This is a genomic window from Mojavia sp. (genome assembly GCF_059505145.1).
In genome coordinates this window covers 14,139-35,862 of record NZ_JCACKA010000105.1, presented here as the reverse complement: position 1 = coordinate 35,862, position 21,724 = coordinate 14,139, and the positions used below count along the sequence as shown (strand labels likewise).

The window sequence follows — 21,724 nt, the reverse complement described above, 5'->3', positions numbered from 1 at the left end:
GGACTTAGAACTCGGAACTTCGTGCTTGGAACTCGGAACTTCGTGCTTGGAACTCAAAACGTCGAGTTCGGAACTTGAAATGTCGTGCTTGGAACTTGGAACCTTAACCCGCATTTCTCACAAGCTTGAGGGGAAGAAGGGGCAGAGGGGAAAGTACAGACGCGATTAATCGCGTCTCTTGTACAACAACTCTCCCCTGCTCCCCTGCTCCTCTGCTGCCCTAATTTACTATCTTTGAATGCAACTCGGTATGAATTGGTATGATTTAGGGCTGACATATCAAACAAAAATGCCCGGTTACATAAGAGCAACCAGGCTAAGATTAAGGTTATTAAAATTAGCAGATTTGAATTAGCAATTAGCTGTAGATAGCTAATTGCTAGAAAATTATACTAGGAAGCAGATTGCAGATTTACTTTGACAACTTTGTTCTTTTCCGCTTCAGCTTTAGGTAATGTCAAATTCAAAATGCCATCTTTGTATTCTGCGGTCACCTTGGTGTTTTCGATCCGAGTAGGTAAAGGAATCACGCGCTGGAATTTACCATATTGAAATTCACTCTTCGTAACGCCTTTTTCTTCAGTCTTAGCTTCAGACTTCCGCTCACCACTGATATAAACAGCTTTTTCAGTGACTTGCAAATCTACATTTTTAGCATCAATTCCTGGTAGCTCTAGCTTCAAGTGAAGAGCATCTGTAGTTTCTTGTAACTCAGCAGCAGGAACTCTAATAAAGTCTCTTTCAGCAACAGTAGATGGGAGCATATCTTCGTCAAACAAGCGATTCAGTTGATTTTGTAGGGTTGTCAATTCTTGCCAGGGATTCCAACGTACTAATGCCATATCTCCACCTCGTATAAAAGAGTTTATTTAGTAATCGATTGAGGATTAAATCCTTGCTTTGTTCTTATAGTATTGAAAAACTAAATTAGGATAAATTCGGTTTTCTTCACCGAGTTAATGATGATTGCCGAACCAAAATATTACCTGATAAAAGTACGGTTAAATCTATTTATTATGTTCGGTAAACCCAACCACAAATTTAAAATTTTAATTAGTGTAGTGTGGGCAATGCTACGTGCTTGAATTACAAATTACGAATTACTATTAGAACAGTTTGCAAGATGCCAAACTAGCGATCGCCCGCACCAGTTCATCCGGCTCTACTGGTTTAGATAAATGCTTTTGAAAACCTGCTTTTAGGGCCTGTTGTTGGTTAAATTCACCTGCATACGCAGTCAAGGCGATAGCCTTCGGCATAGCTTCGCTTACCGCTGGAATCTGTCCGCCTTGCTCTGAAGGCCAGCCTCTAACTTGACGCATCAGCGTATATCCATCCATTTCGGGCATGGCAATGTCAGATACTAGAACATCTGGATGAAACTGTTTTAAAATCTCCAAAGCCTCAGTTGCTGATGATGTCGCCTTTACCTCAGCACCATATTGTTCGATTATGAACGTCAGCATCTCGCGTGTATCAACTTCATCATCGACTACCAGCACCTGAACTCCACTCAAATCCAATAATTTTTCTGTTTGTGTTTCGTTCCGCTTTACCTCTGGCGTGGTAATCATTAGCGGTAATCGCACCGTAAATGTTGCTCCCTGTCCCTCTCCTGGACTTTCTACATAAACTGTGCCACCATGCATTTCTACAATATGACGCACGATCGCCAATCCCAATCCTAAGCCGCCAAACTTTCGTGTTGTTGCGCTATCTGCTTGACGGAATGTATCGAACACGTAAGGCAGAAACTCTGAACTGATTCCCTTACCAGAATCGCTCACTTGAATTTCAGCATAAGTATCAGCAGACTCTAGCTTAATTTTCACCTCACCACCTACAGGGGTGAACTTGACTGCATTCGAGAGCAAATTCCATACAACTTGTTGCAAACGGCCGGAATCACCCATAAAAGATTTTACTGAAGGAGCAAAATCCGTGTGAATTTGAATTGACTTGGCTTCAGCTGCTAGACGTACCGTCTCCTTAGCTGCTTCAATCGTTGCGGCTAAATCAACTGGGCAAATATTGAGCATCAATTTGCCTTGCAAAATCCGAGAAATATCTAATAAATCGCCGATGAGTTGAGTTTGCAATTGAGCATTCCGCTCGATTGTCTCCAATGCGATCGCCTTCTTCGCCTCATCCAGCTTGCCAGCACGCAGAAGTTTTGTCCAGCCAAGAATGGGATTTAAGGGAGTCCGCAGTTCATGGGACAAGACTGCGAGAAATTCATCTTTAATTCGGTTTGCGGCTTCTGCTGCTTCGCGTGCTGCTTGCTCACGGTTCAGTAATTGTTCACGCTCCTGTGCTACCCGTCTGCGCTCAGTAATATCAATTGCAACTCCTCCTATCAGAGTTTGCCCAGACGGATTCGCAATGGGAAATTTGTATACTAGAAAATCGCCCATTGTGCCATCTGGACGAGGTGCAACTTCAATCAATTCCAAAACCTGATTAGTTGTCGCTACTGTTCTGATATTTTCCAAGAATTGCTGGGCAATTTCGATATCATACACATCAAATACTGTTTTCCCCACCGCATCGCCAGCCGGAAGCTTAAATGTTTGGTAATAGGTAGGACTAAGGTAAAGAAGGCATCCGTCAGCATCTGTAATCCAGGCTGAGGCCGGGCTATGAGCCATGAAAGCCTGAAAGCGTTCTTCACTTGCCCGCAGAACTTCTTCTGCTTGCTTACGCTCACTAATATCGATGTTGACTCCTAAAATACGCTCAACTTGCCCGTCTACACCATGAATAATCCGCCCCTTGGATGCCAGCCAGACAACAGTACCATTCTTTCGGATAATACGGAATTCGTCGTCGTAGTATTCTTCACCTTGCTTGAATAAAGTTTCTACAGTTTGCGATATTCGTTCGCGGTCTTCAGGATGGATAAATTCTACCCAAGGCTTCATACCGAGTTCTTCGCTACCCTGCTCTAGCCCCAAGATATCCCAGATACCCTCCGACCAAGACACCTCATTAGTTTGGATATTCCACTCCCAGGTGCCAATTTTTGCTGCTCGTTGCGCCAGCCGTAGCCGTTGCTCACTCTGCCGTAGTGCTTGCTCTGTCTGCTTGCGGTCAGTAATATCACGGGACACAGCAATCACACCTTCAATCGTCTGCATTGCACTTTGCAGTGGGGCAAGAATGTATTCATAGTAATGCATTCCGTCTGCTGCTGTGTAATCAGTCTCAGCCGTGATCGGTTGCCCAGTAGCCATCACTGCTTCGCGTTGAGCATCCAATCGAGTCATCGTGTCTGGGGGCAACCCAAGTTCTCGCCAGGTCTTGCCCACAACATCTTCAGGTTTCAAGCCCATTACTGTAGCACCACCTTGGCTAACGTATTGATAGCAACCTGCCCGATCAAAAATAAAAATGTGATCAACGGAGGCGCAGAGAATTGCGTCTAATACATTCGCTTGGTTTTGAACATGGGTGATTAACTGACGTGTGCGTTCCTCTGCTTGCTTGCGTTCGCGTAGCGCTGCTTGCAGTTCGCTAATATCTAAGAACGCAGCTACCGATCCCCTGACGTTACCCTGCTCATCGAATAAGGGAGCAGCATAACCAAACAGATTAAATACAGTGCCATCACCTCGGACAATATCAACCTCTGTTCCTCTGACTTCCACCTGATGAATGGCGGCATAGCGTAGAGGAAATTCATTAGGCGTGAGTTCCTTGCCATCGCGTAAGACCTTGTAGGATGGACGAGGCGTCTCAACTGGAGTGTAGGAGACGTTATCTTCGGGTGATATACCTAAAATCTGAGCAAACGCCGGGTTTGCTTTAACCTGTTTAAATTCCGGGTCTTGAGCGACGATAATTCCTATGGGAATTAGATCAAACAGAGTTTTCAAGTCTTGGTTCAAGGAAGCGATCGCCACCTCCCGTGCTTCGAGTGCTTCTGCCATCTCATCAATAGCACGAGCCAGTTGACCGAGTTCTCCCGATGTATCCGCAAGTCCGGTGCGTGCGTTCAGTTGACCACCGCCAAGCTTTTGGGCTGTCTGCACGAGCAAGTTCATCTGACGTATCAGAAAAATATCTCCACCTACCCATGCTGCAATTAACGCCAAGATAGTAACAACACTTAACCCAACCAGATTGCGAACTAACAGCCTATTTGCCTTTGCCAGTACAGTGGAAGTAGGAATACCAACTCTGATGTAAGCATCAGGGTTAAGTGGATCATCACCCAGTCGGGTAAAAGCAAATAGACGGGGGATACCATCCAAGCTTATCACTTGATATGTGCCCTCACCTTGAGCGAGTTGCATTTGGGTGAAAGTATCCTCTGATAAAGACTTCCCAACCCACTTCTGCGGTTCAGGATAGCGAACTAAAAGCCTGCCTTCGTGGTCAACAATACTCAGCACCGACCCTTCCGGCAACTTCACTTGCGCCAGTAACTGGTTCAACTGAGCTAAATCAAGGGCAGCAATGACCACAGCTTGAACTCGCCCCACCTTATCTAGAATGGGGTAAGCAAAGTTAACCGTTGCTTTTTTGGTAATACGACCAATTTGATACTCACCAACTGCAAATTTGCGGCTTTGCATGGCACGTTGAAAATAAGCGCGGTCTACTGCATTAATCGAGCCAGTGTAGGGAATAGCACTGCAAATTGTCTTTCCCTGAGCATCAAGTACGCCAAAATTGGCATAGGTAGAATACTGCTTGAGGAGATCGGCAAGCAAGCGATCGCACTCTGCTGAGTTGCCCTTACGCACAACCGGAAGTTGTGCCAATACTGTTAAGAGTTGGCGGGTTGCCTCAACAACCTGCCTCTGGTTATTAGCCGCTAATCTGACAAGCCTTAGTGTGTTTTCCTGCGCCTCTACCGTTGCACTATTTCTTTGTTCTGAAGCGGTGTAGAGAATTAGCCCTAGTGCTGGAACGACAGCTAGGAGAACGAGAACTACCAGGCGAGTACGAAGGCTAGATAAGAATATGCTATGTAACCAGGAGCGCATTATGATTTAGTTTAACTCCAGTATTGACACTATAGCGATTCTCATAATTCTATTAAAGCGATCAATAATTATTGTTCTGAGTGCTGAGTGATGAAGTGCTGAGTAACAGGCAATAGGGAATAGGGAATAAGGAATAGGCAACAGTCATTAATTATTCTCCTTGTCCCCTTGTCCCCTCGTCCCCTTGTCCCCTATCCCCTTGTCACCCCTGCTCCTCTGCCCTCTGCCCTCTACCACCGCTTATGCTTAGGTGGTAAATAAAATAAAAACCGGGTAACTTAAATGCTACTCGGTTATATTTCAATATCACAATTTCCAGTCTGATAGGAGCGCTACTACGCTATACCCCTATGTATTTTTTAAGCAAATTAGACTTTGGCCGCTGACTTGGTGACAACGTTGAGTTCGCCTTTGGCATACTTAGCAGCAAAATCTTCCAAAGAAATTTGCTTAATCTTGCTAGCGTTACCAGCTGTACCAAATTGCTGATAGCGTTCTGCACAAACCTTCTGCATATAGACAATAGAAGGCTTGAGGAAGTGACGCGGGTCAAATTCCTTGGGATTTTTTGCCAAAGCTTCACGTACCGCAGCAGTAATTGCCAAACGGTTGTCGGTGTCAATGTTTACTTTACGTACACCGCTCTTGATACCTTTTTGAATTTCTTCTACAGGTACGCCGTAAGTTTCAGGAATTGCACCACCATACTGGTTAATCAGAGCAATTAAATCTTCAGGTACGGAGGAGGAACCGTGCATTACCAAGTGAGTGTTGGGCAAACGGCGGTGAATTTCTTCAATGCGGCTGATTGCCAAAATTTCGCCAGTCGGCTTGCGGGTAAACTTGTAAGCACCGTGGCTTGTACCAATAGCAACTGCCAAAGCATCTACTTTGGTTTGCTCTACGAAGTTAACAGCTTCGTCGGGGTCGGTCAGCAATTGAGAGTGATCGAGTGTACCCTCAAAACCATGACCATCTTCAGCTTCACCCGCACCAGTTTCTAGAGAACCTAAGCAACCGAGTTCGCCTTCAACGCTGACACCTAGAGAATGAGCTACATTCACTACTTCGCTGGTAACACGGACGTTGTACTCGAAGCTTGCGGGAGTCTTAGCATCAGCTTCCAGCGAACCATCCATCATCACGCTGGTGAAGTTATTCTTAATTGCTGAGTAGCAGGTAGAAGGAGCATTACCATGATCTTGGTGCATGACAATGGGAATCTGAGGATAGGTTTCTACCGCAGCCAAAATCAAATGGCGCAGGAAGTTTTCTCCTGCATAGTTACGAGCGCCACGAGAAGCTTGCAAAATTACAGGGCTATCTGTCTCTACAGCAGCCTTCAAAATAGCCTGAATTTGTTCCAAGTTGTTAACATTGAAAGCTGGGATGCCGTAACCGTTTTCAGCCGCGTGATCCAACAACAGCCTTAATGGTACAAGCGCCATAGATAGTCCTCCTAATGTGGTTGTCAGCTAGTCGGTGTGAAAGAAGCGTAATTATTTACCTTTAATGTAATTGTTACGCTAATCTTAAGAGTTTTTTCAACATATAGGAAATTATAACTAGCGATGTGTGTTTATGTTGAAAAACTTTACGCTACAACTCATAAATGTGCCTTATATTCACAATAGCTTACTGTACAGTTTGCTACGCCACAGTTTGAAGCTTTGGTAATCCTATATCCTAGATGATTGATCAAAGGCGATTTCTAAAACGGGCTATTTTTACGCAATTCTGGCTCTTCAACTCAGTAAAGCTGCTAATTGCTGGATAAATGCTGCGTGTTCAGGAGATTGCAAGCCTGCTTGTAAAGCCGCCAACACGGACTGCATATTTCCTACTAATAACTCACTTACCCCTAACCATAACCCTGGAAAAACTCGACTTCGCAGAATTCCACGATCATCAGGTACTAATTCCAGATACTCACCCTGTTCTAGATAGAACCAACTCAATTTTTGCTCTAGAACTTGCCAGACAATATATTCTTTTACACCATTGCGGCGATAAGCTTGTTTTTTGGCATGAAGGTCAATAGCTACACTACTAGCAGCAATTTCGACAATTAACTCTGGCGCACCTTCAATATAATCGTCATCACTCAGTCGCGCTTGACCGCCAGCTTCAGGTGTAATCAGGAGAACTACATCTGGTTGAGGTTCATTATCCAAGTCTAGGCGTACAGTTGGTTCAACTCCCAAAGCGACACCAGGAGTAGCTGCTTCGTAACTAACCAACCAACCAATGATCCAGCCATGAGGTTGACCATGACTTCTGAAACGCAAAGCAGCAGGCATAATATAGGCAATTCCCTCGATCAATTCGGCTTTTTTCAAGTTAGGCATGGCATTGTAGCGACGCTCAAATTCATAACGTGTGAGTTTGTCGCCATTTTCCAAAAAGGGAATTGTCCTATGCTGTGGAGGTGTTTTCACCATAACGATGGTATTTGGGTTTAGCCTAAGCCTATCCTACCGAACTGCCGAAATTTATTGTTTGTAGATATTGTGCGATCGCCCATCTGATTCTCTAAATAACCATCCCTATAAGCGATCGCACTTACAATTTTCCTATTAACAATAAACCTAGCCTCTACTTTGATTTCTCAAGCATCAGCGAGCATTTTTTCCTTTTATTATATGGGTCGCCCGGGATTCGAACCCGGAACTAATCGGTTAAAAGCCGAGTACTCTACCGTTGAGTTAGCGACCCGTTAAGTTGTTTTTCGCAACTTTGCAATTATAGCATTAACATCTGTAGATTTGTAAAGGGGTTTAGAAAAAATTGGCTGTTAACCTTACAGATGCCAGATAATTAGCTCCTGGTTCCAACACAGTTAGATGTTCGCCTGTGTTCAGCGCGTTACGGGGGGCACTCCACGGTTCCAAACAATAAAATTCTTTACCCTTAAGAGTCCAAAATACCAAAATGGGGTATTCTTTCCCGTAATCTAGAGTCAATTTTAACTTTCTGCTGTTGTCTACCACAGAGGCAGATTGACTAGTTAGTTGCTTAAAGGCAACGTCAATTTCATCTACGTTAAAGTCAAAATTACCATTAAATGGATAAATTTCTTTAGTTCTTTGGTCTTGATATTCCCCAGAGGGTATTTCAAACTCTAGTTGATTTTTATCAGTTGCCAGAAAGTAGGGATGAAAACCCATAGAAAAAGGCAATGGTGTTGATGACAGATTCTTATACTCCTGCCGAATTTCTAAGGTGTTTGCTTGCAGTTCGTATGTAAAAGCTAGTTGAAACTCAAAAGGATAAACTGCTCGTGTTTGCTCGTTGCTGTTGAGAACTAAGGTGAGACTAGCTTGATTGTGGGTTACTTGGTTATTGACTTGCCAAGGTAAATCACGGGCAAAGCCATGTTGCTTGAGAGCATAGCTTTGCCCGTTGTAGCTGTAACTATTTTCCGGCAAATTGCCACAGATAGGAAATAAAATCGGAATTCCGCCCCTAACACTCAAATCAGGATTGGCAAAGCGTTCAGCATCTAAGTAGAGAATTTCTTGACCTTGGACGCGCCAACGAGTGATGATACCGCCGCGTTCTGGTACAACTTCCAGTTGGGAACCAGCGATTTCATCAGAAAGAATGTAGGTTTTGTATTGCTGCTGTTGAATTGCTATTGAAAACACAAATTTTAGTCCTCAGCTAAAGAGAGTACTGAGTGCTGAGTGCTGAGTATTGTTCTTTCTACTCACTACTCAGCACTCATGACTCAGCACTGTTTACTCGTCTTCTGCAAACACGAAGCGATATAACTCACTGGGGTCTGGTTCTGGGCTACTTTCGGCGAACTGTACCGCGTCGTCGATAACTCCCTGAATCTTACGTTCAATGGCTTTAAGTTCTTCCTGATCTGCCAAATTGTGTTCAACTAAATAAGCTGCCAACTTCTTAATGGGGTCACGGGCAAACCAAAATTCTTTCTCAGCTTTGCTTCGCAGTTCATCTGGGTCTGCCAGAGAGTGACCCCGGAAACGGTAGGTAAGTGCTTCAATTAAGGTCGGGCCTTCACCTGCACGAGCGCGGGCCACTGCTTCTTGGGCTACTGCTCGCACTGCCAACACATCCATCCCATCTACTTCTACGCCGGCCATGTTAAAGGCACTGGCTTTCTTGTAAATCTCTGGGTCGGAAGTTGCGCGATCGTGAGCCATACCAATAGCCCACTTGTTATTTTCTACCACAAAAAGAATTGGCAGTTTCCATAAGGCTGCCATATTTAAAGTTTCAAAAAACTGACCGTTGTTTGCCGCCCCATCGCCAAAAAAGCAAGCGGTTACCTGGTCAGCACTTTGATCTCCTAATACCTCACGGCGGTATTTGCTTTGAAAAGCCGCACCCGCCGCTACAGGAATCCCTTCAGCCACAAAAGCATAGCCACCTAGTAAGCGATGTTCCGCAGAAAACATGTGCATGGAACCACCGCGCCCTTTACTGCAACCTGTGGCTTTGCCAAATAACTCCGCCATTACTTCTCTGGCTGGCACTCCTGCACTCAAAGCGTGTACGTGGTCGCGGTAGGTACTGGAAACAAAATCTTCTCCTGGCCGCATCGCTTGGATAACGCCAGTAGAAACGGCTTCTTGACCGTTATACAAATGGACAAAACCAAACATTTTGCCCCTGTAGTACATTTCAGCGCATTTGTCTTCAAAGAAGCGCCCAAGGATCATGTCCTCATACAACCGCAAGCCTTCTTCTTTGGTGATTTGGACAGTGGCGGCATTAAAGCTAGGTAATGTGCGTTCTTGAACCATTATTTTGTTTACTATCCGTGTCACGTCAAACTGAAATTTACCATTTTCAATAAGTTGCTCTCATAGCGCATTAGCTATTTAACAAGCTAGTGTTTGCCGGAGTCAACAATCAAAATTGATTTACCAAACAGAACATTAGGGAATTGGGTGAAATTTTAATTTTTAATTTTTGATTTTTAATTTCTCAGCCCACGTTTTGCGAGGATATTACCCTAAAGGCAAAAGCTACCCTGGGATTTATCCCCACCCCTCTCATAGGCTACCAATCAGAATAGCTTTCTTTCTGCATATCCATTAACAATTTGGCAAAAATGAAGGCAAAAATTTTTCTACTGAGCTAAATAATTGTAATTCATGCCTGATAATGATATGATTCCGTTCTCTAGTTATCAGACATAAATCTACCAAGCGGTGTTGATCATACCGCATACCAGGGACAGTATTTAACTTAAGATCAATCGTGTAGCTTTGTGATACATGAACCACGGCACTTGTGACAAGGCAGAGAACTCCGTTATGCAATGAGTGCTATGAGTCTGTGTTATTAGCTGTCGCGTATCTGGTAAAATCAATACAGATGTGTTGAACTAACTGAATCCTAAAAGTCGGCTTTCTTTGGGGTAACTACACCAAAGATCTAACACCAGCTTCAAGACAGCAACACTCAAAGTTTAGTAAATGAATCAAAAATATATAAAGTAATCTCAATGGTGCAAATCAAAGAGAGTAGGAGTAGCTGGCATCGCCTTGATTGCCGTTTTGCTTCGCCAAGAGTACATCCATAGCTAAGTAGAGTAACCTGCATAAGCAGATAATCCTTTGATTTTGATGCACGAGAGCGTCAAAAGTCCCTAGAAGTACAAAACTTAATGTACTATCTCCTAACAAAAAGGAAAGTTGGACTTTATGGTATCGAAAGCTGATAGCGGTTAAAGAAAATTAAAATACTAAGAATTAAAACAAAAAGCTGAAGCATTCTAGGCGAAGACAAAATGTTGGTACTAGAATATGACTCAACTTTCGGGAAGATACAAAACAAGTTGTTGCAATATACACTTGTAGTGTAAAGTCAACACGGTATTATTATGGCACGGTTTTACATGCCTGGAATGCTCTAGGTGAATTATGTTGATCACGGTGCAGGGGAAGTAGGCTGTGCGAATTCCGCTAGATTACTACCGAATTTTAGGACTACCGTTAGCGGCAAGCCAGGAACAATTGCGGCAAGCATACAGCGATCGCATTGTACAATTGCCGCGACGTGAGTATTCTCAAGCAGCAATTTCTTCGCGCAAACAACTTATAGAAGAAGCTTACGTGGTTTTATCAGATCCAAAAGAACGTAGCCGTTATGATCAGCTGTATCTTGCCCATGCATATGACCCTGATCGTACTGGCTCTGCGACCGTAGCAGTTGAAAATCGCTCAGAAAATAACAACGGTGGGATTGACGCCCAAAGTCTTAGCATTGAAATTTCCCAAGAGGAATTAGTAGGTGCTTTACTGATTCTGCAAGATCTCGGTGAATACGAAATCGTGCTGAAACTAGGTCGTCCATACTTGGTGAATAAAAACGGTGCAGCAGATGCCAAAACAGGCGATAATCTCAGGACTGATGAAGAAACCGACGAAGATTCTGACCGTCCAGATGTTGTCCTCACCATTGCCCTAGCTTGTTTAGAACTAGGCCGTGAACAATGGCAGCAAGGTCACTACGAAAATGCTGCGAATTCTTTAGAAACTGGTTTGGAAATATTATCTAGGGAAGGGCTATTTGCCAGTGTGCAGGCAGAAATTCAGGCTGATCTGTATAAATTACGACCATATCGGATTCTAGAGTTATTAGCTTTACCAGAAGCCAAAGCTGCTGAACGACGCCAAGGCTTGGAATTATTGCAGAACATCTTGGATGATCGTGGTGGAATTGATGGTAATGCCAACGATGAATCGGGACTCAACATCGATGACTTTCTGCGATTTATCCAGCAATTACGTAACCATCTAACAGTTGCAGAACAACACAAGTTGTTTGAAGCAGAAAGCAAGCGTCCTTCAGCTGTTGCCACTTACTTAGCTGTTTATGCCTTAATCGCGCGGGGATTTGTGCAACGGCAACCGGCTTTAATTCGGCAAGCCAAGCAAATGTTGATGCGTTTAGGTAAACGCCAAGATGTACATTTAGAACAATCGTTATGTGCGCTTTTACTGGGGCAAACTGAAGAAGCTACCCGTGTTTTAGAACTTAGTCAGGAGTACGAAGCCCTAGCTTTTATTCGAGAAAAATCTCAAGATTCCCCAGATTTGTTGCCTGGGCTGTGTTTATATGGAGAACACTGGTTACAACATGAAGTGTTTCCCCATTTTCGAGATTTAACAAAGCAGCAAGCTTCTCTAAAAAATTATTTCGCTCAACCGCAAGTACAAGCTTATTTAGAATCCCTACCAACGGATGCAGAAACAACCAATGACTGGGCTGTAATTAACCGCCAGCCTTTTTCTGCTCCACCAACTCCACCAACAAATATTAGTACCTACGATCGCAACAATTCCACTGAGTTTCCGCGCCAAATTCATCACAGCAGAACGCCTAACCCAGACTTGCCGGAAACCCCAAGGCGAGAAAGACCGGAATCTTCCAAGAACTTCTCACTGCCCAGATGGAATACATCGCCTAGTTCTGCGTCTGGTGAGAATAAAACACCAGAAATGCCGATGGGACAAATTCCTAGTGCCGAACGCATAGCTAGAGGGTCGAATCAGAACTTGAATGGTTCAGCTAAAGCTTCTACACGTCAAACTCAACAGCGAAAAAGGCGTAAGCCTAGCCAACCTTCTAGCCGAGAACGTGTAGTGGAAAATCGTCATCGTCATCCTCCACGGCGGCAGAATCTTGCCAACACCTTACGAGGAAAAACACGTCTAGCGTTGACTTTACTGGCTTGTTTGCTGGGAATACTACTTTTTTGGCTGATTGCCTCAACAACATTTGGATTGGTGAGAAATTTATTCTTCTCGCCACCACCTTTACCAGGCGAACAGTTGTTCGTGGAAATTAATCAACCACCAATACCAATTCCCGATCCCAACAGCAAACCGCAATCATCCCAAGGAACTTTAACAACTGAGGCAGCAGAGGACACCATTCGCATCTGGTTATCTACCAAAGCTGCTGCTTTAGGGCCCGATCATGATGTTGATAAATTACAGCAGATTTTAACTGGTTCATCTCTAACCCAATGGCGGCAAATTGCCCAGCAGGATAGGTCAGATAACCGCTATCGGAAATACGAACATAGCCTGAAGGTGGAATCTGTAGATACCACTGAATTAGACCCGGATCAGGCGGCTGTGGAAGCCACAGTCAAGGAACTGACACAGTTCTATCAAAATGGCCAGATGAGGAACTCTTCTAGGGAAAGTTTGCGAGTTCGGTATAATTTGGTGAGACAAGAAGGTACGTGGCGAATTCAGAGTATGTCAGTTGTTAATAAAATCACTCTGAACTTTTAACTCAATCCTATATACAAGGAAGTTTTCTATTTCCTAATTTTTGGGGAATAGAGATTTTGCCAGATTAGCGATCGCATCTTCTTGAATCCGTTGTCAAGGTAGTGATTATACTGCTACGTGTTAGCAGGCGATCGCTGCTAGATAATGGCATAACCAAGCAATTGTCATCAAACCTTGACATTACTCTCAGTTAGCGAGAGGAAAAAGTCATGATCCCCTGACAAAGCGATCCCAAAAGACTAATAAATACGTAAAACAGGCGAAAAAACGGCTTGAGGCCCCTTGATCCCTGGCGAGGGTTACTGGTTAATATTTACTTAACAACAAGGACTCCTCCGATCCCCAAAAAATGCTGTCTTGAGCATAAATAAGGAATTGAAAGGAAGTGACTCTCAATTTAACAACAGTTTAAAAAACAACAAAACTGGGCAAGGCCAGGAGCCAGGAATCAGAAATTCATCTGGAGTGGATGAAATGATACATAGCATTCTGTAACCAGGGGAAATCATTGACCTTTCAAACTACTGGAGGCCAAATAAATGGCAAAAGAACGTCCGCCGCTAGAAGAAATGACATTGCGGCAACTACGCAAGGTTGCTAGTGAATATGGCATCTCTCGCTATAGCCGAATGCGGAAATCGCAACTATTAGCATCGATTCAAGAAGTTCAGCGCAGCAAATTTTCGCTCAGTCCATCTCGTTCACCGGAGGCACAGGAAACCGTGGAAGCCGCAAAATTTGAATTAGGTCAGGTAGATCGTAATGGTGGTTCTCTCGCTGATGTTGACGAAGGATTAGCCGATCTACCCGCAGGTTACGGTGAAAGCCGGATTGTACTTTTACCACGCGATCCTCAGTGGGCTTACACTTACTGGGATGTTTCCAATGAGCATAAAGAAGACTTACGGCGGCAAGGCGGACAACAGCTGGCACTGCGGATTTACGATGTTACCGACATTGATCTCGATTACCAAAGCCCCCACAACCTCCAAGAATATCCTGCTGATGAACTGGCAAGAGAATGGTATCTACCTGTTCCAGTAAGCGATCGCGATTATGTGATCGATATTGGTTACCGTTCTTTTGATGGACGCTGGTTAGTTTTAGCTCGTTCCGCACGAGTACACATTCCTCCTGTCTATCCTTCTGACTGGATTGAAGATGTCTTCGTCACTGTCAATTTTGAAGAAGATTTGCGTGGCAAGACTGTCTATGAATTGGTTCCTCCCGCCAAGAAGATCGCAACAACATCTGTCAATGGCAACGGTAACCCCATTTACGACCAAATCTTTGGCTTAGCCGAATCTGCCGAAGCGCAAAGAGTTGCAGGTTCTCTGTTCGGCTCCATGCAGCAAGTACCAGGTTCAGTCAGCCCCGAACAAGCTATCAGCTCCTACATTTTCCCATCTGGTGTAGGTATGTGGGCAGTTCCCACCACCTCTGGTTTAACCATGTCTGGTGTAGGAATGTCAGGTGTTGGCTTCTCAGCTTCTGCTGTACCAGTACGTCCACGCAAATTCTGGTTAATTGCTGATGCTGAGTTGATTGTCTACGGTGCAACTGAACCAGATGCTACCGTAACTATTGGTGGTCGTCCGATTAAACTGAATCCAGATGGTACATTCCGCTTTCAAATGTCATTCCAAGATGGTTTAATTGACTACCCAATTTTGGCGGTTGCTGCTGATGGTGAGCAAACCCGCTCAATTCACATGAAATTCAACCGTGAAACTCCATCCCGGAATACCAACACCAAAGAAGATGCCGTTTTAGAGTGGCTCTCTTAATTTCGGATTTTGAATTAACTCCAGATTGAAATATAAATTTTTTACCCGCTATAGTAATTCTGTAGCGGGTTTTTGCTTGCAAGAACTCATCAAGAATATTTAATATATGCCAAAATTAATTTTTTTATCTATCTTTATAGTCATTGTCAACTTATTAACAGCTTGTAAAAATATTGAGCCTAATTCAGCGCAAGAACCATCGAAAACTTCTTGTATTAGCAAAAATCCTAAATTCAGTATTGAGTTCTTAAAAACCAACAATGAAGGTAAAAAATATGCAAGAGGTATTAATCATGTGATAATTTTTAATCCTAAATCAGCAGAACTAGACTTTAAGGTAAATGTTGGTTTATCTCATAAGCTTTATTTAAAAGATAACCAAGGTAAATTGCGTAAAGAATACGTGCCAAAACAATTTCGAGAAATCATTAATGATGATAATTCAAAATTAAACGGACAAGTACCGCTAGCAGCAATTAATGCCGACTATATAGACACTGATAATAAACCACAAGGCTTAAACATTTCTCGTGGAGTAGAGTATTCAGGAGCTTTTAAAAATAAGCGTTCCTCCTTCGGAATCTCAGGAGGTCAACCGAAGGATAGAAAAGCTACTATCCAGGCTGGTAGGAGAAAGGATGTAGTTCTTAATTACAATCTAGTAGGAGGTAATGGGAGATTTTATCGTGGCGGTAAGTTTAAAAATATTTGTTCTGATTTGGGAGAATTTGCCTGCAAAGATGCTACTAATCGCTCTCTGGTAGCTATCACTGATAAAGGCTACGTAATTTTGCTAGTGAATGATTCTAAAGCTAATTCAGATATTGAATTTTCTCAACTCAATCAAGAATTACTTCCAGACAAATTTGATGATGTTTTAGAAGGCATCGCTCGCAATCATTGCTTAGGTAATATTCAAGAAGGAATGTTATTTGATGGCGGTATGTCTCCAGGATTATATTACAACAATAGAATTTATGTAGAGAATCCTGGAGTCATTGGTTCAGTATTTTTGATTTATAAAAAATAAAATAATTAAATATTACTGTGTTGCGAAGGTAATTGTTATTGCTACCGCCAAAAACAGTACTGTGATTTAGAGGCTAAAGTATAAATTTGTCATCCTTCTTTTGGATAGTTGTGTCAGTAATCTAACGATGAGTGTGATCCCTCCAAATTCTGAACCGTAAAACGTTACCCTAGAGGGTGTAGCTAACAAGAACCTATGACACCTGAAGAAATTGCGGGTACACTGACAGAAATATTTGGTACAGCAGATGTTGCTGCGATCGCATCTGGATCGTGGCAAGTAGAAACTTCTAGTTTTCGACTGTTGGTGTTGCTTTCGGAAGATTATAGTTGGTTGCGAATTTTACTGCCGATTGTGCCAATAGAAGCTGCCCAACCGTTTTTAGAGCAATTTTTAGAAGCCAACTTTGATGACACTCAGGAAGTACGCTACGCTTTGTATGAAGGGGTGGTATGGGGCGTATTTCAGCATAATACAAGCACCTTAGTGAGTATAGACTTATCTAGTGCGATCGCCCGACTGGTATCTCTATATGATGCAGGTTTAAATGATGTCTTCAATAGACAAATTGAAAGCCGCATCCGACAAATCATCGCAGCAGCAAAACGGCAAGGACAATCTCTTCAATCCACAATGCAGAACTTGGAACGCTTTTATACAGAAGGATTGTTGGGAGAAATCGAGCAAACCCCACAAGCACGGGAACAAGTACTAGGTTTATGGCGGATTCAATTAGAACGCTTGTGGGATGAGATCAAAGCATAGACAATTCAAAATTTAAAATTATTTTTCTGAATGGTGGCAAGCATTTCGGTTGCTATGGACATAATTCAAATCCTCAAACAGGACTATCAAAGATTTCCAGTTAATCAAACTTACAGTATTTACGCTTCAGATGTTTATTTTCAAGATCCGCTAAATAAATTTCGTGGTGTTAAACGCTATCAGCAGATGATTAAATTCATCCAGACTTGGTTTTTAAATCCTCAAATGGACTTGCATGACATTCAATCTTTAGGAGACACAATTAAAAGCGAGTGGACACTCAGCTGGAATACTCCCCTACCTTGGAAACCACGGATCTCTATTTCTGGTTGGAGTGAATTACGCCTCAATTCTGATAATTTAATTGTTTCCCACATTGATTATTGGCACTGTTCCCGCTTAGACGTGTTAAAGCAGCATTTATTGCCTTTAAACAACTGATAATGTAAATAATTGTAAATAATTCTCAGCAGGAAAAAATTATCCATGCGTGTAATTTTAATGACAGGTAAAGGCGGCGTAGGTAAAACCTCCGTAGCCGCCGCCACGGGTCTGCGTTGTGCAGAATTAGGCTATCGTACCCTTGTGTTGAGTACAGATCCGGCTCACTCTCTGGCGGATAGTTTTGACCTGGAACTGGGACACGCACCTCGACAGATTCGCTCAAATTTGTGGGGTGCAGAACTAGATGCGCTACAAGAATTAGAAGGAAACTGGGGTTCTGTTAAGCGCTACATTACCCAAGTTTTACAAGCGAGGGGTTTAGAAGGAGTACAAGCAGAAGAATTAGCAATCCTGCCAGGCATGGATGAGATTTTTGGCTTGGTAAGAATGAAACGCCATTATGATGAAGGTGATTTTGATGTATTGATCATCGATTCTGCTCCCACAGGCACAGCATTGCGACTGCTGAGTTTACCTGAAGTTGGTGGTTGGTATATGCGCCGTTTCTACAAACCATTTCAAAACATCTCAGTAGCACTTCGACCTTTAGTTGAGCCTATTTTTAGACCAATCGCAGGTTTTTCGCTACCAGACAAAGAAGTGATGGATGCTCCTTACGAATTTTATGAACAAATTGAAGCACTAGAAAAAGTTTTGACCGATAATACTCAAACCTCAGTGCGCCTCGTTACTAATCCCGAAAAGATGGTAATTAAAGAGTCTCTTCGCGCTCATGCCTATTTGAGTTTATATAATGTTGCAACAGATTTAGTAGTAGCTAATCGCATTATTCCCGCTGAAGTACAAGATCCATTTTTTCAACGTTGGAAAGAAAATCAACAGCAATATCGTCAAGAAATTCATGACGATTTCCACCCTCTACCTGTGAAGGAAGTTCCACTTTTCTCTGAGGAAATGTGTGGATTAGCAGCTTTAGAAAGGCTAAAAGAAACACTCTACAAAGATGAAGATCCCACTCAAGTTTATTATAAAGAAACAACCATTAGGGTTGTGCAAGATAAGAACCAATACAGCTTGGAACTTTATCTGCCAGGTATCCCTAAGAACCAAATTCAACTGAATAAAACTGGGGATGAATTAAACATTACTATTGGCAACCACCGCCGTAATTTAGTATTACCACAAGCCCTAGCAGCACTCCAACCCGCAGGAGCAAAGATGGATGGAGATTATCTGAAAATCCGCTTTGCTGACAATCTAGGAGTTTAATTTTGCTAAAAAAGTAAGTAGAAATAATCTAGTTTTTTTGCTTGTACAGGCGTGATTTTATTCGCGCCTGTAATTTTTTGTATGATCTCGATGACTACCAAGCTCAAGTAAATACGTCCGGAAAAAATTAATAAAAGTTTGTATTAAGTGCAGATAAATTTCAGTTTTTATTGTAATAAGATAGCCTAGCCACATTCAGTTCCCTAATTTACTAAATTTATAGAAAATTTATATCAAAGTAAATAAAAATTAAAGGCTAGCACTTGCCAGTATTTTTACTGAAGACAATCATCACAATTAAATTTAATAATCTTTTTATATATAGTAAGAGATTTGACAAGTTTTTTAAATTTTGTTGCGTTCCGAAATAAAAATTCATATCACTACAAACTAATGATTCCGATCGCTAAATCAGACTTACGGCTAAGTCTTGATCAAGAAAGTTTATTACGCCGTATTACAAATCGTATCCGTCGCACCTTGGAGTTGGAAGATATTATCACAACGACAACGACGGAGGCGCGTTCCTTACTGGGAACTGACCGAGTGATGATTTATAAATTTCATGGCGATCGCAGTGGTCAGGTCATTGCTGAGTCAATTCATGAGAATCGCTTACCATCACTTTTAGGGCTAAATTTTCCTGCAGATGACATTCCACCCCACGCCCGTGAACTATTTATTAAGTCTCGCGTCCGTTCTGTTGTCAATATTGAAACACAGCAGATAGGTCACAGTCCTTTACGTGGCTTGGAAACAGGAGAACTGATATCAGAAGAAATCCATTATCGTCCTGTAGACCCCTGCCATGTGGAATACCTGACAGCGATGGGAGTCAAGTCATCTTTAGTAGCGCCGATTTTGCATCAAGATGAACTTTGGGGGCTATTGGTGTCTCATAACTCCGAAACTCATTTGGTTTCAGAATCAGAACTAGAAGCGGTACAGATGGTGGTGGATCAATTATCAGTAGCGATCGCCCAAAGTTACCTCCTCACCCAAGCCCGCGAAAAAGCTGAACGAGAAGCCATCATTAACCGCATTGCGACTCTACTACATTCATTGCCCACAATTGTACTACAACCAGCAGTAGAAGCGGCTGTAGCTGCCTTTGGGGGTTCTGGCGGTAGGCTTTGCATCAGAAATGAAGCTTTGAATCTCCAGAATGGTAAGGTTAGTAGTTTAGCAGAATGTTTAATACCAGGAAGCGATTGTATTAAGCTTTATACCTGTGGGCAGCAACCTGTGCTGCCAGAACAAACTATATATCCTCTAATAGAGCAGTATAACGTCTGGCAGGAACACTACAAGTCTGGTGAATACGATGTTTGGGCAATTTCAGACATATATCAAACTCCTAGCCTGCGAACTGTACAAATCGCTTTTCAAGGAACTAAAATTCGCAGCATTTTGATGATCCCGCTTCAGTATCGCCAACAGTTAGTGGGCTACTTCAGTATTTTCCGTAATGAAATAGACACAGAAACTCTGTGGGCTGGTCAATTTGATCCCGATCAAAGGCAACTTTATCCTCGTTTATCGTTTGAGGTATGGCGCGAAACCAAAACGGCACAAGTCCAGCAATGGACAGCGGAAGAGGTAGAAATGGCCAGAGAAATTGGTAAACACTTTGCCTCAGCAATTCAGCAGTATGAACTATATCAACAGGTACAAGCCTTCAATAATAGTTTAGAAAAGCAAATCCACAGGCGCACAGTTGAACTGCGACGAACAGCTGAACAACAACAAGCCGTGTTTGGCGTGATTGCCAAAATCCGTGAGTCGCTTGATACTAATACTATTTTTCAAATAACTACCAAAGAAGTTTGTCAGTTAATTAAAGCTGATCGTGTTTCTATTTATCGCTTTGATTCTGAATGGGGTGGTCAATTTGTTGGTGATTTTGAGGTTGCTAGTCCACACTGGTCAAATGATACCAAACTGGGAATTAGCTTAGTCTGGAATGACACTTACTTACAAGACACCCAAGGAGGACGTTACCGCCACAATGAAACATTTGCAGTAGATGACATCTACAAAATGGGATTCACTCAGTGTCATATCGACAATTTAGAAGAGTATCATATTCACGCTTTTGTACTTGCTCCTATTTTTGTTGGGCAGCAACTTTGGGGTTTGCTAACAACTTATCAACATTCTGGCCCCCGTCAATGGAAAGCTTCGGAAGTTAACTTTATTAGTCAGATAGCTGCTCAACTTGGTGTAGCACTCCAACAAGCTGACTTACTCACAAAAACTCAGCAGCAGACACAAAAGTTAACTCAAGCTTTGCATGATTTACAAGAAACCCAAACCCAACTAATCCAGACTGAGAAAATGTCCTCATTAGGTCAACTAGTGGCGGGTATTGCCCATGAAATTAATAACCCAGTCAACTTTATTTACGGTAATCTCGCTCATGTTAGTGACTATACTGAGGATTTACTTGAGATGCTGGCTCTTTATAAGCAACATTTTGTCAGTCCTAGCCCTGAGATTCGAGAGCGTGCAGAAGAGATAGACTTAGAATTTCTGATTGGGGATTTGCCCAAAACCCTATCTTCTATGAAAGTAGGGATTGATCGCATCCGTCAGATTGTCTTGGGTTTAAGGAATTTCTCTCGCCTCGATGAAGCTGAAATGAAAGCTGTGAATATTCACGAGGGCATTGATAACACCCTGCTGATTTTGCAACATCGCTTGAAAGCAAAACCAGAAAGTCCTGCGATCAAACTAGTAAAGGATTATGGCGAGCTTCCTTTAGTAGAATGCTATGCCGGACAACTGAATCAGGTGTTTATGAATGTGTTGAGTAATGCGATCGATGCTCTAGAGGATTACAAAGAGCCTCAATCAGAAACTTATAGCAGTACAATTACTATTCATACCGCAGTGGGAGAGATAAGGGACAATGTTGAGAGTGTCGTGATTCGCATTGTGGACAATGGCCCAGGAATACCAGAAGCTTTAAGGGCAAGAATATGCGATCCCTTTTTCACCACTAAGCCAGTGGGGAAAGGTACTGGCTTAGGGTTATCAATTAGTTACAAAATTGTGGTTGATAAACATGGTGGAGTCTTTAAGTGTGATTCGCAGCCAGGTTTAGGCACAGAATTTTGGATTGAAATTCCGATTAGACAAGACATTTATCATAATTCGTAATTCGTAATTAAGAAGTATATGTAGGGGAGC

General features: G+C 42.6%; 13 protein-coding genes and 1 tRNA gene. 7 read left to right on the top strand and 7 right to left on the bottom strand.

Features of this window, described 5'->3' with window-relative positions:
• Nucleotides 1-392: 392 nt before the first annotated feature.
• The 7 genes from AC5JL8_RS29095 to pdhA form a co-directional block, all read right to left on the bottom strand.
• Nucleotides 393-842 (bottom strand): Hsp20/alpha crystallin family protein, encoded by a 450-nt coding sequence (locus AC5JL8_RS29095; protein WP_495883159.1) that lies wholly within the window; start codon nt 840-842, stop codon nt 393-395.
• Nucleotides 843-1,106: 264 nt separating this feature from the next.
• The gene (locus tag AC5JL8_RS29090; RefSeq protein ID WP_495883158.1) at nt 1,107-4,991 is read right to left on the bottom strand and encodes a PAS domain S-box protein; all 3,885 of its coding nucleotides are present in this window, start codon (nt 4,989-4,991) and stop codon (nt 1,107-1,109) included.
• 368 nt (nt 4,992-5,359) lie between these two features.
• Complete coding sequence (gene fba, locus AC5JL8_RS29085) at nt 5,360-6,439, bottom strand: class II fructose-bisphosphate aldolase (RefSeq protein ID WP_086683751.1); 1,080 nt, start codon at nt 6,437-6,439, stop codon at nt 5,360-5,362.
• Nucleotides 6,440-6,736: 297 nt separating this feature from the next.
• Nucleotides 6,737-7,432, bottom strand: a complete 696-nt coding sequence (locus tag AC5JL8_RS29080) for a Uma2 family endonuclease (RefSeq protein ID WP_495883157.1) — start codon at nt 7,430-7,432, stop codon at nt 6,737-6,739.
• Between the two features lie 202 nt (nt 7,433-7,634).
• A tRNA-Lys gene (locus AC5JL8_RS29075) sits at nt 7,635-7,706 on the bottom strand.
• Between the two features lie 62 nt (nt 7,707-7,768).
• Entirely contained in the window at nt 7,769-8,638 is an 870-nt protein-coding gene (locus AC5JL8_RS29070; RefSeq protein WP_495883156.1) for an aldose epimerase family protein, read from the bottom strand.
• A 93-nt stretch (nt 8,639-8,731) separates the two neighbouring features.
• Entirely contained in the window at nt 8,732-9,766 is a 1,035-nt protein-coding gene (gene pdhA, locus AC5JL8_RS29065) for a pyruvate dehydrogenase (acetyl-transferring) E1 component subunit alpha (protein WP_495883155.1), read from the bottom strand.
• Between the two features lie 1,155 nt (nt 9,767-10,921).
• Here pdhA and AC5JL8_RS29060 point away from each other — a divergent pair.
• The 7 genes from AC5JL8_RS29060 to AC5JL8_RS29030 all read left to right on the top strand — a co-directional run bounded on the left by AC5JL8_RS29060 (nt 10,922) and on the right by AC5JL8_RS29030 (nt 21,694).
• Nucleotides 10,922-13,276, top strand: coding sequence for an IMS domain-containing protein (locus AC5JL8_RS29060; RefSeq protein WP_495883154.1), 2,355 nt, complete (start codon nt 10,922-10,924; stop codon nt 13,274-13,276).
• 539 nt (nt 13,277-13,815) lie between these two features.
• On the top strand, nt 13,816-15,063 hold the full coding sequence (locus AC5JL8_RS29055) for a DUF4912 domain-containing protein (protein ID WP_495883153.1): 1,248 nt from the start codon (nt 13,816-13,818) through the stop codon (nt 15,061-15,063).
• Between the two features lie 106 nt (nt 15,064-15,169).
• The gene (locus tag AC5JL8_RS29050) at nt 15,170-16,093 is read left to right on the top strand and encodes a phosphodiester glycosidase family protein (RefSeq protein WP_495883152.1); all 924 of its coding nucleotides are present in this window, start codon (nt 15,170-15,172) and stop codon (nt 16,091-16,093) included.
• A 195-nt stretch (nt 16,094-16,288) separates the two neighbouring features.
• A complete protein-coding gene (locus AC5JL8_RS29045) occupies nt 16,289-16,858 on the top strand; it encodes a hypothetical protein (protein ID WP_495883151.1) in 570 nt (189 codons plus the stop codon).
• Between the two features lie 54 nt (nt 16,859-16,912).
• Entirely contained in the window at nt 16,913-17,299 is a 387-nt protein-coding gene (locus tag AC5JL8_RS29040; RefSeq protein WP_495883150.1) for a C6orf136 family protein, read from the top strand.
• A 45-nt stretch (nt 17,300-17,344) separates the two neighbouring features.
• Nucleotides 17,345-18,532 (top strand): TRC40/GET3/ArsA family transport-energizing ATPase, encoded by a 1,188-nt coding sequence (locus tag AC5JL8_RS29035; protein WP_495883149.1) that lies wholly within the window; start codon nt 17,345-17,347, stop codon nt 18,530-18,532.
• 393 nt (nt 18,533-18,925) lie between these two features.
• On the top strand, nt 18,926-21,694 hold the full coding sequence (locus AC5JL8_RS29030; RefSeq protein ID WP_495883148.1) for a GAF domain-containing sensor histidine kinase: 2,769 nt from the start codon (nt 18,926-18,928) through the stop codon (nt 21,692-21,694).
• The last annotated feature ends 30 nt before the right edge of the window (nt 21,695-21,724 follow it).

Bases quoted from the DNA above. Each gene is read 5' to 3' on its own strand.
- AC5JL8_RS29080 (WP_495883157.1), bottom strand. From the start codon at position 7,432: ATGGTGAAAACACCTCCACAGCATAGGACAATTCCCTTTTTGGAAAAT.
- AC5JL8_RS29045 (WP_495883151.1), top strand. From the start codon at position 16,289: ATGACACCTGAAGAAATTGCGGGTACACTGACAGAAATATTTGGTACA.
- AC5JL8_RS29095 (WP_495883159.1), bottom strand. From the start codon at position 842: ATGGCATTAGTACGTTGGAATCCCTGGCAAGAATTGACAACCCTACAA.
- AC5JL8_RS29050 (WP_495883152.1), top strand. From the start codon at position 15,170: ATGCCAAAATTAATTTTTTTATCTATCTTTATAGTCATTGTCAACTTA.
- pdhA (WP_495883155.1), bottom strand. From the start codon at position 9,766: ATGGTTCAAGAACGCACATTACCTAGCTTTAATGCCGCCACTGTCCAA.
- AC5JL8_RS29040 (WP_495883150.1), top strand. From the start codon at position 16,913: ATGGACATAATTCAAATCCTCAAACAGGACTATCAAAGATTTCCAGTT.
- AC5JL8_RS29030 (WP_495883148.1), top strand. From the start codon at position 18,926: ATGATTCCGATCGCTAAATCAGACTTACGGCTAAGTCTTGATCAAGAA.
- AC5JL8_RS29035 (WP_495883149.1), top strand. From the start codon at position 17,345: ATGCGTGTAATTTTAATGACAGGTAAAGGCGGCGTAGGTAAAACCTCC.
- fba (WP_086683751.1), bottom strand. From the start codon at position 6,439: ATGGCGCTTGTACCATTAAGGCTGTTGTTGGATCACGCGGCTGAAAAC.
- AC5JL8_RS29055 (WP_495883153.1), top strand. From the start codon at position 13,816: ATGGCAAAAGAACGTCCGCCGCTAGAAGAAATGACATTGCGGCAACTA.
- AC5JL8_RS29090 (WP_495883158.1), bottom strand. From the start codon at position 4,991: ATGCGCTCCTGGTTACATAGCATATTCTTATCTAGCCTTCGTACTCGC.